General features: G+C 69.4%; 11 protein-coding genes and 1 riboswitch. Of the genes, 9 read left to right on the forward strand and 2 right to left on the reverse strand.

The window, feature by feature from the left end; all coding sequences use genetic code 11:
* Nucleotides 1–394 precede the first annotated feature (394 nt).
* The 8 genes from flhB (at nt 395) to metF (ending at nt 9,972) form a co-directional block, all read left to right on the forward strand.
* Nucleotides 395–1,591: a flagellar biosynthesis protein FlhB gene (gene flhB, locus DCN14_RS15340; protein WP_096508171.1), complete on the forward strand. Its 1,197-nt coding sequence runs from the start codon at nt 395–397 to the stop codon at nt 1,589–1,591.
* Nucleotides 1,588–3,690, forward strand: coding sequence for a flagellar biosynthesis protein FlhA (gene flhA, locus DCN14_RS15345; protein WP_096508172.1), 2,103 nt, complete (start codon nt 1,588–1,590; stop codon nt 3,688–3,690). Before flhB ends, flhA begins: the two co-directional genes overlap by 4 nt.
* Nucleotides 3,687–5,462, forward strand: coding sequence for a flagellar biosynthesis protein FlhF (gene flhF / locus DCN14_RS15350; RefSeq protein ID WP_096508173.1), 1,776 nt, complete (start codon nt 3,687–3,689; stop codon nt 5,460–5,462). Before flhA ends, flhF begins: the two co-directional genes overlap by 4 nt.
* The gene (locus DCN14_RS15355; protein WP_096508174.1) at nt 5,455–6,264 is read left to right on the forward strand and encodes an AAA family ATPase; all 810 of its coding nucleotides are present in this window, start codon (nt 5,455–5,457) and stop codon (nt 6,262–6,264) included. Before flhF ends, DCN14_RS15355 begins: the two co-directional genes overlap by 8 nt.
* A gap of 15 nt (nt 6,265–6,279) precedes the next feature.
* On the forward strand, nt 6,280–7,014 hold the full coding sequence (locus DCN14_RS15360) for an RNA polymerase sigma factor FliA (protein ID WP_096508175.1): 735 nt from the start codon (nt 6,280–6,282) through the stop codon (nt 7,012–7,014).
* Between the two features lie 77 nt (nt 7,015–7,091).
* Nucleotides 7,092–7,214: riboswitch (S-adenosyl-L-homocysteine riboswitch) on the forward strand.
* Nucleotides 7,215–7,246: 32 nt separating this feature from the next.
* Entirely contained in the window at nt 7,247–8,665 is a 1,419-nt protein-coding gene (gene ahcY / locus DCN14_RS15365) for an adenosylhomocysteinase (RefSeq protein ID WP_096508176.1), read from the forward strand.
* A gap of 98 nt (nt 8,666–8,763) precedes the next feature.
* Nucleotides 8,764–9,117: a phage holin family protein gene (locus DCN14_RS15370; protein WP_096508177.1), complete on the forward strand. Its 354-nt coding sequence runs from the start codon at nt 8,764–8,766 to the stop codon at nt 9,115–9,117.
* A 24-nt stretch (nt 9,118–9,141) separates the two neighbouring features.
* Nucleotides 9,142–9,972: a methylenetetrahydrofolate reductase [NAD(P)H] gene (metF, locus tag DCN14_RS15375; protein ID WP_096508178.1), complete on the forward strand. Its 831-nt coding sequence runs from the start codon at nt 9,142–9,144 to the stop codon at nt 9,970–9,972.
* A 94-nt stretch (nt 9,973–10,066) separates the two neighbouring features.
* Here the strand turns inward: metF and DCN14_RS15380 are convergent, their stop codons facing one another.
* Together DCN14_RS15380 and DCN14_RS15385 are read right to left on the reverse strand one after the other, a co-directional pair.
* Complete coding sequence (locus DCN14_RS15380) at nt 10,067–11,545, reverse strand: amidase family protein (protein WP_096508179.1); 1,479 nt, start codon at nt 11,543–11,545, stop codon at nt 10,067–10,069.
* Between the two features lie 79 nt (nt 11,546–11,624).
* Nucleotides 11,625–12,317 (reverse strand): dienelactone hydrolase family protein, encoded by a 693-nt coding sequence (locus DCN14_RS15385; protein ID WP_096508180.1) that lies wholly within the window; start codon nt 12,315–12,317, stop codon nt 11,625–11,627.
* Nucleotides 12,318–12,587: 270 nt separating this feature from the next.
* Between DCN14_RS15385 and DCN14_RS15390 the strand changes: the two genes are divergently transcribed.
* Nucleotides 12,588–13,667, forward strand: coding sequence for a nitronate monooxygenase (locus tag DCN14_RS15390; protein WP_096508181.1), 1,080 nt, complete (start codon nt 12,588–12,590; stop codon nt 13,665–13,667).
* Nucleotides 13,668–13,694 lie beyond the last annotated feature (27 nt).

Consider the following 13,694-nt stretch of genomic DNA (forward strand, 5'->3'; position numbering starts at 1 on the left):
CGCCCGCATGCCGGCCTCGCGTGGCCGGCATGCGGGCCGGTGCGCCCTGGCGTGCGGCGCTGCCGCCTCGGGGCGGCTTGCCCGCCGCTTCACCTCCGGGTCTAATCCGCCGCATCGCCGCATCGCCGCATCGCCGCATCGCCGCATCGCCGCATCGCCGCATCGCCGCATCGCCGCATCGCCGCATCGTCCCTTCCTCCCTTCCTCCGTCGTCACCTTCACCGTCCCCCCGCCGCGCCGCCGTTCGTGCCCCCGATTCCCCCGCCTCAAGCCCGTCCGATTCCCTGAAATACCCCCCTTTCCCGGCTTTGCTCGACCGATCGGCGTTTGACGCGCGCATGAATAATCGGTGTCACTGGAAAGCGGCATTTCGCCGTACCCGACTGGAGGCCCCGTGGCAGACGAGAGCGATCTCGACAGAACCGAAGCCGCCACTCCGAGACGCCGCGAGAAGGCGCGCGAGGAGGGGCAGGTCGCGCGTTCGCGCGAACTGGCTTCGTTCGCGCTGCTCGCGGCCGGGTTCTATGGCGCATGGCTGCTCGCGGGTCCGTCGGGTGCGCATCTGCAGACGATGCTGCGCGGCGCCTTCTCGTTCGACCGCGCGACGGCGTTCGACACGAACCGGATGCTGTCCGCGGCCGGCAGCGCGAGCGCCGAAGGCTTCGCCGCGCTGCTGCCGCTGCTCGCGCTGACCGGCCTGGCCGCGCTGGCCGCGCCGATGGCGCTCGGCGGCTGGCTGATCTCGCAAAAGACCTTCGAACTGAAGTTCGACCGCCTGAACCCGATCTCCGGCCTCGGCCGCATCTTCTCGATCCAGGGGCCGATCCAGTTGGGGATGTCGCTCGCGAAGACGCTCGTCGTCGGCGGGATCGGCGGGATCGCGATCTGGCGCAGCAAGGACGAACTGCTCGGCCTCGCGACCCAGCCGCTCGGCGCGGCGCTTGCCGACGCGCTGCATCTGGTCGCCGTGTGCTGCGGCACGACCGTTGCCGGGATGCTGGTCGTCGCCGCGCTCGACGTGCCTTACCAAATCTGGCAGTACAACAAGAAGTTGCGCATGACGAAGGAAGAAGTGAAGCGCGAGCATCGCGAGAACGAAGGCGATCCGCACGTGAAGGGCCGCATCCGCCAGCAGCAGCGCGCGATCGCGCGGCGCCGGATGATGGCTGCCGTGCCGAAGGCCGACGTGGTCGTCACGAACCCGACGCACTTCGCCGTCGCGCTGCAATACACGGATGGCGAGATGCGCGCGCCGAAGGTCGTCGCGAAGGGCGTGAACCTCGTCGCCGCACGCATCCGCGAGCTCGCGGCCGAGCACAACGTGCCGCTGCTCGAAGCGCCGCCGCTCGCGCGTGCGCTGTATCACAACGTCGAACTCGAACGCGAGATTCCCGGCTCGCTGTACTCGGCCGTCGCCGAGGTGCTTGCGTGGGTCTACCAGCTCAAGCGCTTCCGCGCGGAAGGCGGCGCGTTCCCGGCGGCGCCGGTCGATCTCGTCGTGCCGGCCGAGCTCGACCAGGGCACGTCGGTGCCGGCCGACGACGCGCGCGAGGAAGCCGACGACGCACTAGGCACGCGAGGCGCGGCATGAGCACCCCGACCACCGGCCTGTTCGGCAAGCGCCCGAACCCGTTCGCCGGCACCAACCTGCGCGCGCTCGCCGGCCCGATCCTCATCTGCATGATCCTGGGGATGATGATCCTGCCGCTGCCGCCGATGCTGCTGGATCTGCTGTTCACGTTCAACATCGCGCTGTCGGTGATGGTGCTGCTCGTCAGCATGTATACGATGAAGCCGCTCGATTTCGCGGCATTCCCGAGCGTGCTGCTGTTCTCGACGCTGCTGCGCCTGTCGCTGAACGTCGCGTCGACGCGCGTGGTGCTGCTCGAGGGCCACACCGGCCCCGACGCGGCCGGCCAGGTGATCGAGGCGTTCGGCCACTTCCTCGTCGGCGGCAACTTCGCGGTCGGCATCGTCGTGTTCGTGATCCTGATGATCATCAACTTCATGGTCATCACGAAGGGCGCGGGGCGGATCGCCGAAGTGTCCGCGCGCTTCACGCTCGACGCGATGCCGGGCAAGCAGATGGCGATCGACGCCGACCTGAACGCGGGCCTCATCAACGAAGAGCAGGCGCGCAAGCGCCGCACCGCGGTCGCGCAGGAAGCCGAGTTCTACGGGTCGATGGACGGCGCGTCGAAGTTCGTGCGCGGCGACGCGATCGCCGGCCTGATCATCATGGCGATCAACGTGATCGGCGGGCTGATCGTCGGGATGGTCCAGCACGACATGAGCTTCGCCGCGGCGGGCACCAACTACACGCTGCTGACGATCGGCGACGGCCTCGTCGCGCAGATTCCGTCGCTCGTGATCTCGACGGCGGCCGGCGTGATCGTGTCGCGCGTCGCGACCGACGAGGACATCGGCACGCAGATCACCGGCCAGTTGTTCGCGAACCCGCGCGTGCTGGTCATCACCGGCTCGATCATCGTGCTGATGGGGCTGATCCCGGGCATGCCGCACTTCGCGTTCCTCGCGCTCGGCGGCGGCGCGATCTGGCTGGCGCGCACCCAGACCCGCCGCGCGGCGGCCCGCGTGGCGGCCGGCGACGTGACCGAGATCGCGCCGCCCGCCGCGCTGCCGGGAGAAAGCCACGAAGCGACCTGGGACGACGTGCAGCTGATCGATCCGCTCGGCCTCGAAGTCGGCTACCGGCTGATTCCGCTCGTCGACAAGAACAGCGACGGCGAGCTGCTCAAGCGCATCAAGAGCATCCGCAAGAAATTCGCGCAGGAAATCGGCTTCCTGCCGCCGGTGATCCACATCCGCGACAACCTCGAGCTGCGGCCGAACGCGTACCGGATCGCGCTGAAGGGCGTCGAGATCGGTACCGGCGAGGTGTTCCCCGGCCAGTGGCTCGCGATCAACCCGGGCCAGGTGACGGCCGCGCTGCCGGGCGCGCTCACGCAGGATCCGGCGTTCGGGCTGCCGGCCGTGTGGATCGACGTCGCGATGCGCGAGCAGGCGCAGGTGTACGGCTACACGGTGGTCGATGCGAGCACGGTGGTCGCGACGCACCTGAACCATCTGGTCGTCCAGCATGCGGCCGAACTGCTCGGCCGCCAGGAAGTGCAGGCGCTCGTCGAGCGCACCGGCAAGGACGCGCCGTCGCTCGTCGAGGATCTCGTGCCGAAGACGATCTCGCTCACGACGCTGCAGAAAGTGCTGCAGAACCTGCTCGACGAAGGCGTGCCGATCCGCGACATGCGCACGATCCTCGAATCCGTGTCCGAACACGCGGGCCGCGGCGACGCGTACGAGATCACCGCCGCGGTACGGCTGTCGCTCGGCCGGGCGATCACGCAGCAGTGGTATCCGGGCGCGGGCGAGATGCAGGTGATGGGTCTCGATTCGAATCTCGAGCGCGTGCTGTCGCAGGCGCTCGCCACCGGCGCAAATCCGGGCCTCGAGCCGGGCCTTGCGCACAACCTTCTGACCGGCACGCAGCAAGCGATGCTGCGTCAACAGAATCTCGGGCTGCCGCCCGTGCTGCTCGTGCAGCACGCGTTGCGCGCGATGCTCGCGCGTTTCCTGCGCCGCAGCCTGCCGCAATTGAAAGTGCTGTCGTACGCCGAAGTGCCGGATACACGCACGATCAAAGTCGTTAACGTCATCGGGGGTCCCGCTTGAACATTCGCAAATTCACCGGCGCGACCAGCCGCGACGCGCTTCGCCTCGTGCGCGAAGCACTCGGCGCCGACGCCGTCGTGCTGTCGAACCGCACGCTCGATGACGGTAGCGTCGAAATCGTTGCACTCGCCGATTCGGACCTCGCCGCGGTCGCGCCGTCGGCTGCCGTCCGCCCGCGCGCGAGCGCGCCGCGGCCGGAGTCCGTGCCGGCCGCCGCGGTGCCGGGCATCGTGTCGCGCCCGGGCGCCGCGCCCGCACGTCCGGCCGGCAATCCGTATGCCGCCGGCGCCGGCGGCCTGCCGGACGTGTTCTCGTCGGTGTTCGGCGCCAGCGCCGAAGCGGCGGAGCCGGCCGCGTTCGACGCCGACACGAATGCGCCGGCCGAGCTGTCGCCGTCGCGCGCCGCGTCGGCGTCCGCAGCCACCGCGCCCGCGACGCCCTCCGAACCCGCGCCGTGGCTCGTCGAGCATGCGAAGCGCCTGACGCAGCAGCGCGACGCGCTGATGATCCGTACCCACGCGGCACCCGCCGCGCCGCAAGCGCCGGCCCCCGCACCGCAGGACGCGGCGCCGGCCGGCTGGGCGCGCGACATCGTGCGCGACGCCGAACGCCGGATGCCGGCCGCGACCGCGGCCACCGCCCGTACGAACGACACCGCCGCCGCCCGTGCGAACGACGCGGACGCCGCGAAGCCGGCCGAGCGCGCGCGCCTGTCCGCCGACGCGGCCGCCGTGGTCGCCGACGCCGTGAAGTCGCGTATCGAAAGCGTCGTCAACGACACGGTGATGCACGAGCTCGGCGCGATGCGCGGGATGATGCAGGAGCAGTTCGACAGCCTGATGTGGCACGATCGCCAGCGCCGCAGCCCGGTGCACGGCGCGCTGACCAAGCACCTGTTCGCGGCCGGCTTCTCCGCGCAGCTCGTGCGGATGCTGGTCGACAACCTGCCGCCGGGCGACGGCACGCAGACCTTCGAGCAGGCTCTCGAATGGGCGCAGTCGGTGCTCGCGGCGAACCTGCCGGTGCTCGACAGCGAGGATGCGCTGATGGAGCGCGGCGGCGTGTTCGCGCTGATGGGGCCGACCGGCGTCGGCAAGACGACCACCACCGCGAAGCTCGCCGCGCGCTGCGTGATGCGCTTCGGCGCGAGCAAGGTCGCGCTGCTGACCACCGACAGCTACCGGATCGGCGGTCACGAGCAACTGCGCATCTTCGGCAAGATCCTCGGCGTGCCGGTGCACGCGGTGAAGGATGCGGGCGATCTCGCGCTCGCGCTGTCCGAACTGCGCAACAAGCACATCGTGCTGATCGACACGATCGGCATGAGCCAGCGCGATCGCGCGCTGTCCGACCAGATCGCGATGCTGCACGGCGCGAACGCGCCGGTGCAGCGCCTGCTGCTGCTCAACGCGACGAGCCACGGCGACACGCTCAACGAAGTCGTCCAGGCGTACCGCAGCGCGGGCGAGCATCCGCAGGCGGCATCTCCGGGCCTCGCCGGCTGCATCCTGACCAAGCTCGACGAGGCGACGCACCTGGGCGGCGTGCTCGACACGGTGATCCGCTACAAGCTGCCCGTTCACTACGTGTCGACCGGCCAGAAGGTGCCGGAGAACCTGTATGTCGCGACGACCCGCTTCCTGCTGAAAAGCGCGTTCTGTGTGCCGCGCGACGGCTCGCCCTTCGTGCCGCAGGACGAGGACATGCCGACGCTGCTTTCCGCACTGACCGTACGTTCCACCGCCGAACTGCACGAGGTGCGATTTGGATAAACGGATCATCGACCAGGCCGAAGGGCTGCGCCGCCTGCTGGCCGGACGCGCGTCGCGCGTCGTCGCGGTGACGGGCGGCCCGGCGGGCGTCGGCTGCACCACCACCGTCGTGAACCTCGCGGCGGCGCTGGCCGCGCTCGGCAAGGACGTGCTCGTCGTCGACGAGCGCGCCGGCGCGCGTTCGGCCACCGCGACGCTCGCGGGCGCACGGCTGCGCGACGGCGAACGCACGCGGGTGGCCGCCGGCTTCGGCCTGTGCGCGGCCGGGCAGGGCGGCTACAGCGATGCGCAGTTGAGCGACTTCATCGACGGCCAGGCCGACATCGTGCTGGTCGATGCGCGGCCCGGCGCCGACGGCGCGCTCTCGGCGCTCGCGCGCGAGGCGCACGACGTGCTGATCGTCACGCGGGTTTCCGCGAAGGCGATCACCGAAGCCTACGCGTGCATGAAGCGCCTGCACTTCGCGCAAGCGCTCGCGCAGTTCCGCGTGCTGACCAACCACGTCGGCAACCACGCGGACGCGAAGACCGCCTTCGACAACCTGGCGGGCGTCGCGAACCGCTACCTGACGGTGTCGATCGCGGATGCCGGCTGCGTGAGCGCCGACCCGCTCGTCGAGCGGGCGCGCGAACTGATGCACACCGCGGTCGACGCGTTCCCGTCGTCGGCGGCCGCGCGCGACTACCGGCAGATTGCCGCCGACTTGCTGTACTGGCCGATGCGCCCGCGTTCGGGGGCGGGCCGCGCCGTCCACGCGGGCGGCAAGCCGTCGTACGAGGCGAGTGCGGCCCACGCCGCGTGAGCGAAGGAGAGAGCCATGATGTACAACGCTCAAGGAAAGATGACCCAGGCCGACGTGCTCGCGCAATACGCGCCGCTCGTGCGGCGCCTGGGGTTGCAGCTCGTCGCGAAGATGCCGGCGAGCGTCGATCTCGACGACCTGATCCAGGCCGGCATGATCGGCCTGATGGATGCGGCCGGCCGCTACAAGGAAGACCAGGGCGCGCAGTTCGAGACCTATGCGACGCAGCGCATTCGCGGCGCGATGCTCGACGAGCTGCGCAGCAACGACTGGCTGCCGCGCAGCCTGCGCAAGACGTCGCGCGAGGTCGAGCACGCGGTGCACCAGGTCGAGCAGCAGCTCGGCCGCTCGGCGAGCGAGGCCGAGATCGCGCAGCACCTGAAGATGCCGCTCGACGAATACCAGGGGATGCTGCAGGACCTGCACGGCAGCCAGCTCATCTACTACGAGGATTTCGACCGCGCGGCCGACGACGAGCCGTTCCTCGACCGCTATCGCGTCGATCACGCCGATCCGCTGTCGGCGCTGCTCGACGACCATCTGCGCGATGCGCTCGTCGACGCGATCGAGCGGCTGCCCGAGCGCGAGAAGCTGCTGATGTCGCTGTATTACGAGCGCGGGCTGAACCTGCGCGAGATCGGCGCGGTGCTCGAAGTCAGCGAGTCGCGCGTGTGCCAGCTGCACAGCCAGGCCGTTGCGCGGCTGCGCGCGCGGTTGCGCGAACAGGCGTGGGTCGGCGCGGAAACCTGACCCTTTCATTGTGCCCACGCGCGCCGACGCCGCGCGTGCCGCGCAATTCTCGCGCCGATTTGCTACAATCCCTCCCGTTTTCCGAGGAGCGTTGCGACGGACCTTCTGCGTCCGCCAGGCTCGGAGAGCTTCACCAAGCAGCCGTGCGGCGAGATGTTGGATGCGCGCCGGCCCCGCTTCCTGAACGGCGCTCACGTCACCAATCTAGAAACTTTTTAGAAAGGAGGGCGTGATGAACGCCATTATCGATTCCCAGGCTTCCAAGGATTACGTCGTCGCCGACATGGCGCTTGCCGGCTGGGGCCGCAAGGAACTGAACATCGCCGAGACCGAAATGCCGGGCCTCGTGCAGATCCGCGACGAATACAAGGCGCAGCAGCCGCTGAAGGGCGCGCGCATCGCGGGCTCGCTGCACATGACGATCCAGACCGGCGTGCTGATCGAGACGCTGAAGGCGCTCGGCGCCGATGTCCGCTGGGCGTCGTGCAACATCTTCTCGACGCAGGACCACGCGGCTGCCGCGATCGTCGAATCGGGCACGCCGGTGTTCGCGTTCAAGGGCGAGTCGCTCGACGAATACTGGGAGTTCTCGCACCGCATCTTCGAATGGCCGAACGGCGAATTCGCGAACATGATCCTGGACGACGGCGGCGACGCAACGCTGCTGCTGATCCTCGGCTCGAAGGCCGAGAAGGACCGTTCGGTGATCGCGAAGCCGACCAACGAGGAAGAAGTCGCGCTGTACAAGTCGATCGCGACGCACCTCGACGCCGACCCGACCTGGTACTCGACGCGTCTCGCGCACATCAAGGGCGTAACCGAGGAAACCACGACCGGCGTGCACCGCCTGTACCAGATGGAAAAGGACGGCCGCCTGCCGTTCCCGGCGTTCAACGTGAACGACTCGGTCACCAAGTCGAAGTTCGACAACCTGTACGGCTGCCGTGAATCGCTCGTCGACGGCATCAAGCGCGCGACCGACGTGATGATCGCGGGCAAGGTCGCGGTCGTCGCGGGCTACGGCGACGTGGGCAAGGGCTGCGCGCAATCGCTGCGCGGCCTCGGCGCGACCGTGTGGGTCACCGAAATCGATCCGATCTGCGCGCTGCAGGCGGCGATGGAAGGCTACCGCGTCGTGACGATGGAATACGCGGCCGACAAGGCCGACATCTTCGTGACGGCGACCGGCAACTTCCACGTGATCGGCCACGATCACATGAAGGCGATGCGCCACAACGCGATCGTCTGCAACATCGGCCACTTCGACTCGGAAATCGACGTCGCGTCGACCCGCCAGTACCAGTGGGAAAACATCAAGCCGCAGGTCGACCACATCATCTTCCCGGACGGCAAGCGCGTGATCCTGCTGGCCGAAGGCCGCCTGGTGAACCTCGGCTGCGCGACCGGCCACCCGTCGTTCGTGATGTCGAACTCGTTCGCGAACCAGACGCTCGCGCAGATCGAACTGTTCGTGCGCGGCGCCGAGTACGAAAACAAGGTGTACGTGCTGCCGAAGCACCTCGATGAAAAGGTCGCGCGCCTGCACCTCGCGCGCATCGGCGCGAACCTGTCCGTGCTGTCGGACGAGCAGGCTTCGTACATCGGCGTGCAGAAGGACGGCCCGTTCAAGCCGAACCACTACCGCTACTGATGCGTCGCCGCCGCCGTGCCGCGCACGCCCCGCTACGGGGCGCGCGGCGCGGCGGCGGCGCCTGACCGCACAGATCGACAACCGAACCGGAGCCCTCCATGAGCGTCATCCTCACCTGGGTCATCAACGCCCTCGCGCTGCTGATCATCACGTACCTCGTGCCGTCGATCCACATCAAGAGCTTCGGCACCGCGCTGATCATCGCGGTCGTGCTGGGCCTGATCAACACGGTGATTCGTCCGGTGCTGATCCTGCTGACGCTGCCCGTCACGATCGTCACGCTCGGGGTGTTCATCCTCGTCGTGAACGCGTTGTGCTTCTGGTTCGCGTCGTCGCTGCTGAAGGGCTTCGAGGTGTCGGGTTTCTGGTCCGCCTTCTTCGGTTCGATCCTGTACAGCATCGTGTCGTGGCTGCTGTCCGCGCTGATCTTCGGGCAGCGCGACTTCGGCTGACGGCGCGGGCCTCTCTTCCGAATCATGAAACCGATCGAACTCTCGTTTGAATTCTTCCCGCCGAAAACGGCGGAAGGCGTCGAGAAGCTGCGCGCGACGCGTGCGCAGCTGCTGCCGCTGAAGCCGAAATTCGTCTCCGTGACGTTCGGCGCCGGCGGCTCGACGCAGCAGGGCACGCTCGATACCGTGCTCGACATGCAGAAGGACGGCCTCGAGGCCGCCCCTCACCTGTCGTGCATCGGCTCGTCGCGCGACAGCCTGCGCGCGATCCTCGACCAATACCGCTCGCACGGCATCCGGCATATCGTCGCGCTGCGCGGCGACCTGCCGTCGGGGATGGGCGCGGTCGGCGAGCTGCGTTATGCGTCCGAGCTCGTCAGCTTCATCCGTGCCGAGCATGGCGACTGGTTCCACATCGAAGTCGCCGGCTATCCGGAGTACCACCCGCAGTCGCGTTCGCCCAAGGCCGATCTCGAGAACTTCGCGCGCAAGGTGAAGGCCGGCGCGAATTCCGCGATCACGCAGTACTTCTTCAACGCCGACGCGTATTTCCGCTTCGTCGACGATGCGCGCAAGCTGGGTGTGGACGTGCCGATCGTGCCGGGCATCATGCCGATCACGAACTTCTCGCAACTGATGCGCTTCTCGGAAATGTGCGGCGCGGAAGTGCCGCGCTGGGTCGCGCGCCGGCTCGAGAGCTTCGGCGACGATCGCGACGCGATCCGTGCATTCGGCGCGGATGTCGTCACCGATCTGTGCCGGCGCCTGATCGACGCGGGCGTGCCGGGGCTGCACTTCTACACGCTGAACGCGGCGTCCGCGACCCGGACGATCTGCGATCGACTCGCCGGCTAAGCGCCGCGCGACGTCCGCATGCGAAAAGCCCCGCCGGTTCTGCCGGCGGGGCTTTTTTATTGCCGCGGCGCGGTTCGGTTCGGCCTGGCCCGGTTCAGCGCTGCGCCTGCATCAGCGGCGGGCGCCGGTCGAACCACGGCCGCGCCTGTTCGAGCTGGCGCGCGAGCCGGAGCAGCAGCGCATCGTCGGCATGGCGCGCGACGAACTGCACGCCGATCGGCAGCCCGCGTGCGTTCCAGTAGAGCGGCACCGACATCGCGGGCTGCCCGGTCAGGTTGAACAGCTCGGTGCAGCCGGCCCACGCGAACGCCTTCTCCGACGCCTTCGACAGCATTTCCTGCAGCAGCGGCTTCACCGGCAGCACGCCGAGCAGCTTCATCTGCGCGGCTTCGAACGACGTCGGCTGCAGCTCGCCGATCTTGACCGGCGGGCCCGCGAGCGTCGCGCACAGAATCGCGTCGTAGCGCGACACGAGGCCGGCCACCTGCACGGTGAGCTGGCGCTGCCATTCGAGCACGTCCGGCAGGCGGGCACGCGCCACGCGCCGGCCGACGACCGCCATCGCCCACGTCGCGGGCTCGAACTCGCCGCGCTTCGGCGTGCGCCCGGTCAGCGCGCGCGCGCCGAGCACCATCTCCTCGGCGATCGTCGCCCACAGCGTGAGGAAGGTTTCGGCCGCGCGGGCATGGTCGATGTTCAGCGTCGCCGGTTCGACGTGATGGCCGAGCGATTCGACGAGCGCGGCCGCGTCGTTCAGCGCGGCGAGCGTATCGCCGGCGAGTGCGGGCGCGAGCATCGGATCGACGACGAGGCCGATCCGCAGCGGGCCGGGCGGCGTGTCGAGCGCGCCGAGGTAGGTGCCGGGCGCGCCGGGCGGCAACGTCTGCCCGGTCGTCACGTCGAGCAGCAGCGCGCTGTCGCGCACGCTGCGCGCGACCGCGTGCTGCACGACCAGCTCGCCGTTCGACGGCAGGTCGACCAGCAGCGGGTTGCGGCTCGGCTTCAGGCCGAACAGCCCGCAGCACGACGCCGGAATCCGGATCGAGCCGCCGCCGTCGGACGCATGCGCGATCGGCACGATGCCGGCCGCGACGGCCGCCGCCGCGCCGCCGCTCGAACCGCCCGGCGTGTGATCGAGGTTCCACGGGTTGCGGCACGCGCCGAACAGCTGGGGTTCGGTGTACGGCATCTGGCCGATCTCGGACGTGTTGGTCTTGCCGAACACGTTGAGCCCCGCCGCGCGGCTTCGCGCGATCACCGGCGAATCGTCGGCGGGCACGAAGTAGCGGTAGTGCCGGCTGCCCATCGACAGCGGCAGCCCGGCGACCGCCGCGCCGAGATCCTTCACGAGATACGGGACGCCGGCGAACGGTGCGTCGGCGCCGGCATCGGCGGCCGGCTCCGCCCGCTTGCGCGCGGCGTCGTAGTCCTGCAGCACGATCGCGTTGACCGCGCCGTTGACCGCTTCGGCCTGCCCGATCGCGGCGTCGAGCAGTTCGCGCGGGCTCGCCTTGCGTTCGCGCACGAGCGCGGCGAGGCCGATCGCGTCATGCGCGAGATAGTCCGAGTGCATCGCTGTCACCCCCGTTGTGACTCGTGGCGATGAAAGGAGAATAACGCGGGGCCGGCCCCGCGGCCGGCCATGCTTGCGCTTACAGCTGCTCGGCGAGGAACGTCAGCGTGCGGCCGTGCGCGAGCGCCGATGCGCGCTGATGGTACGACGCGCGATCCGTGCAGTTGAAGCCGTGCTCGGCGCCCGGGTACACGTGGAACGACGCGTTGCCGCGGCCCGCGAATGCGCCCTTCACCTGTTCGACGGCCTCGAGCGGGATCCCGTGATCGTTTTCCGCGTAGTGGAACAGGATCGGCTGCGTGACCTTGCCGGCGAGGTCGAGCGCATTCTGGATGCCGCCGCCGTAATAGGCGACCGCCGCATCGACCTTGCCCGCGGCTGCCGCGCGATACGCGAGCTGGCCGCCGAAGCAGTAGCCGATCGCGGCGATCTTGCCGGCGACTTCGGGGCGTGCGCGCAGCGCGTCGGCGGCCGCGCCGATGTCCGCGACCGCGAGGCCGATGTCGGTCTTCTTCATCAGCTCGATGCCTTTGTCGCGATCGGCACCTTCATAGGTCAGCTCGACGCGCGGCTGCGTGCGCCAGAACACGTCCGGCGCGAGCGCGACGAAGCCGTCGGCCGCGTACTGATCCGCGACCGCGCGGATGTGCGAGTTCACGCCGAAAATCTCCTGGATGATGATGACGGCGGGGCCTTTGCCGCGCTTGGGCAGCGCGAGATAGCCGCCGAAGCTGTCGTTACCGGTCGGGATGTCGATCCATTGGGCAGTCACGTTTGAACTCCTGGCGAACGGGTGCGCGCGATGCGCGCCGTGGGTGGAAGAGGGGCGGCCTAGTGTGCCACCAATCCCGGGGTGGTGCAGCGCGCGCAAGGTATGCGCTCGCGATGCGGACGTGCTTCTCCCGCACGTTGTCGAACCCGCTTCTCGCGCAGCGATCGTTTCGATCTCGATTATTCATTTTTCGGCGCCGCGCCGCTTCGATAGAGTCGATGTGTCGGCCTTTACAAAGCGCTTTCGCGCATCGTCATCGAAGGATTCGCCATGTCCGCCCGTTCATTCTCCACACCGTTTTCCGAACGCTTCGGCCTGCGCCTGCCGCTCGTGCAGGCGCCGATGGTCGGCGCGACCACGGCCGCGATGGTCGCGGCCGCTTCCAATGCCGGCGCGCTCGGCAGTCTCGGCGCCGGCGCGTTCGCGCCCGATCGTCTCGCGGCCGAAGTCGACGCCATTCGCGCGGCGACCGATCGTCCGTTCGCCGTGAACCTGTTCGTGCTCCCCGATGCCTCGCCCGACGCGGCGACCGTGGCGCGTGCGCTCGCCGCGATCGATCCGCTGAATGCGACGCTCGGGTTGCCGCCGGGCACCGCGCCCGCGCGGTATGCGCCCGACTTCCGCGCGCAGCTCGATGCGCTCGTCGCACTGCGCGTGCCGGTCGCGAGCTTCACGTTCGGCGTGCTCGACGCGGCCGACGTCGCGCGCCTGAAGGCCGTCGGCACCTACGTGATCGGCACCGCGACGCACGTTGCCGAAGGGCTCGCGTGGCAGGCGGCCGGCGCCGACGCGTTGTCCGCGCAGGGTGCCGAGGCCGGCGGGCATCGCGGCACCTTCATCGGCCCGGCCGACGATGCGCTGATCGGCACGCTCGCGCTGGTGCCGCAGCTCGTCGACGCGACCGGCCTGCCGGTGCTCGCCGCGGGCGGCATCATGGACGGCCGCGGGATCGCCGCCGCGCTCGCGCTGGGCGCGCAGGGCGCACAGCTCGGCACCGCGTTCCTCGCCTGCGCGGAGAGCGCGATCGCGGCCGACTGGAAAGCGCGCCTGCTCGCGAGCGCCGATACGTCGACGCAGGTGACGCGCGCGATCACCGGGCGCCATGCGCGCGGGTTGCGCAACACGCTGATGGCGCGGCTCGGCGAGCGTGTCGCCGACGCCGCGCCGTATCCGGTGCAGAACGCGCTGACGCAGCCGCTGCGCCAGGCGGCCGCGCGCGCGAACGACGGCGACTATCTGTCGCTGTGGGCCGGGCAGGGCGCGCCGCTCGCGCGGCGACGCGACGCCGCGCTGACGACGTCGCAACTCGTCGCGGCGCTCGACGCCGAATGGCGTGCGACGCTCGCATGAATGGATCGACACCTGTCCGAACGTTTC

It is taken from the genome of Burkholderia sp. IDO3, assembly GCF_003366075.1.
Classification (GTDB): domain Bacteria; phylum Pseudomonadota; class Gammaproteobacteria; order Burkholderiales; family Burkholderiaceae; genus Burkholderia; species Burkholderia anthina.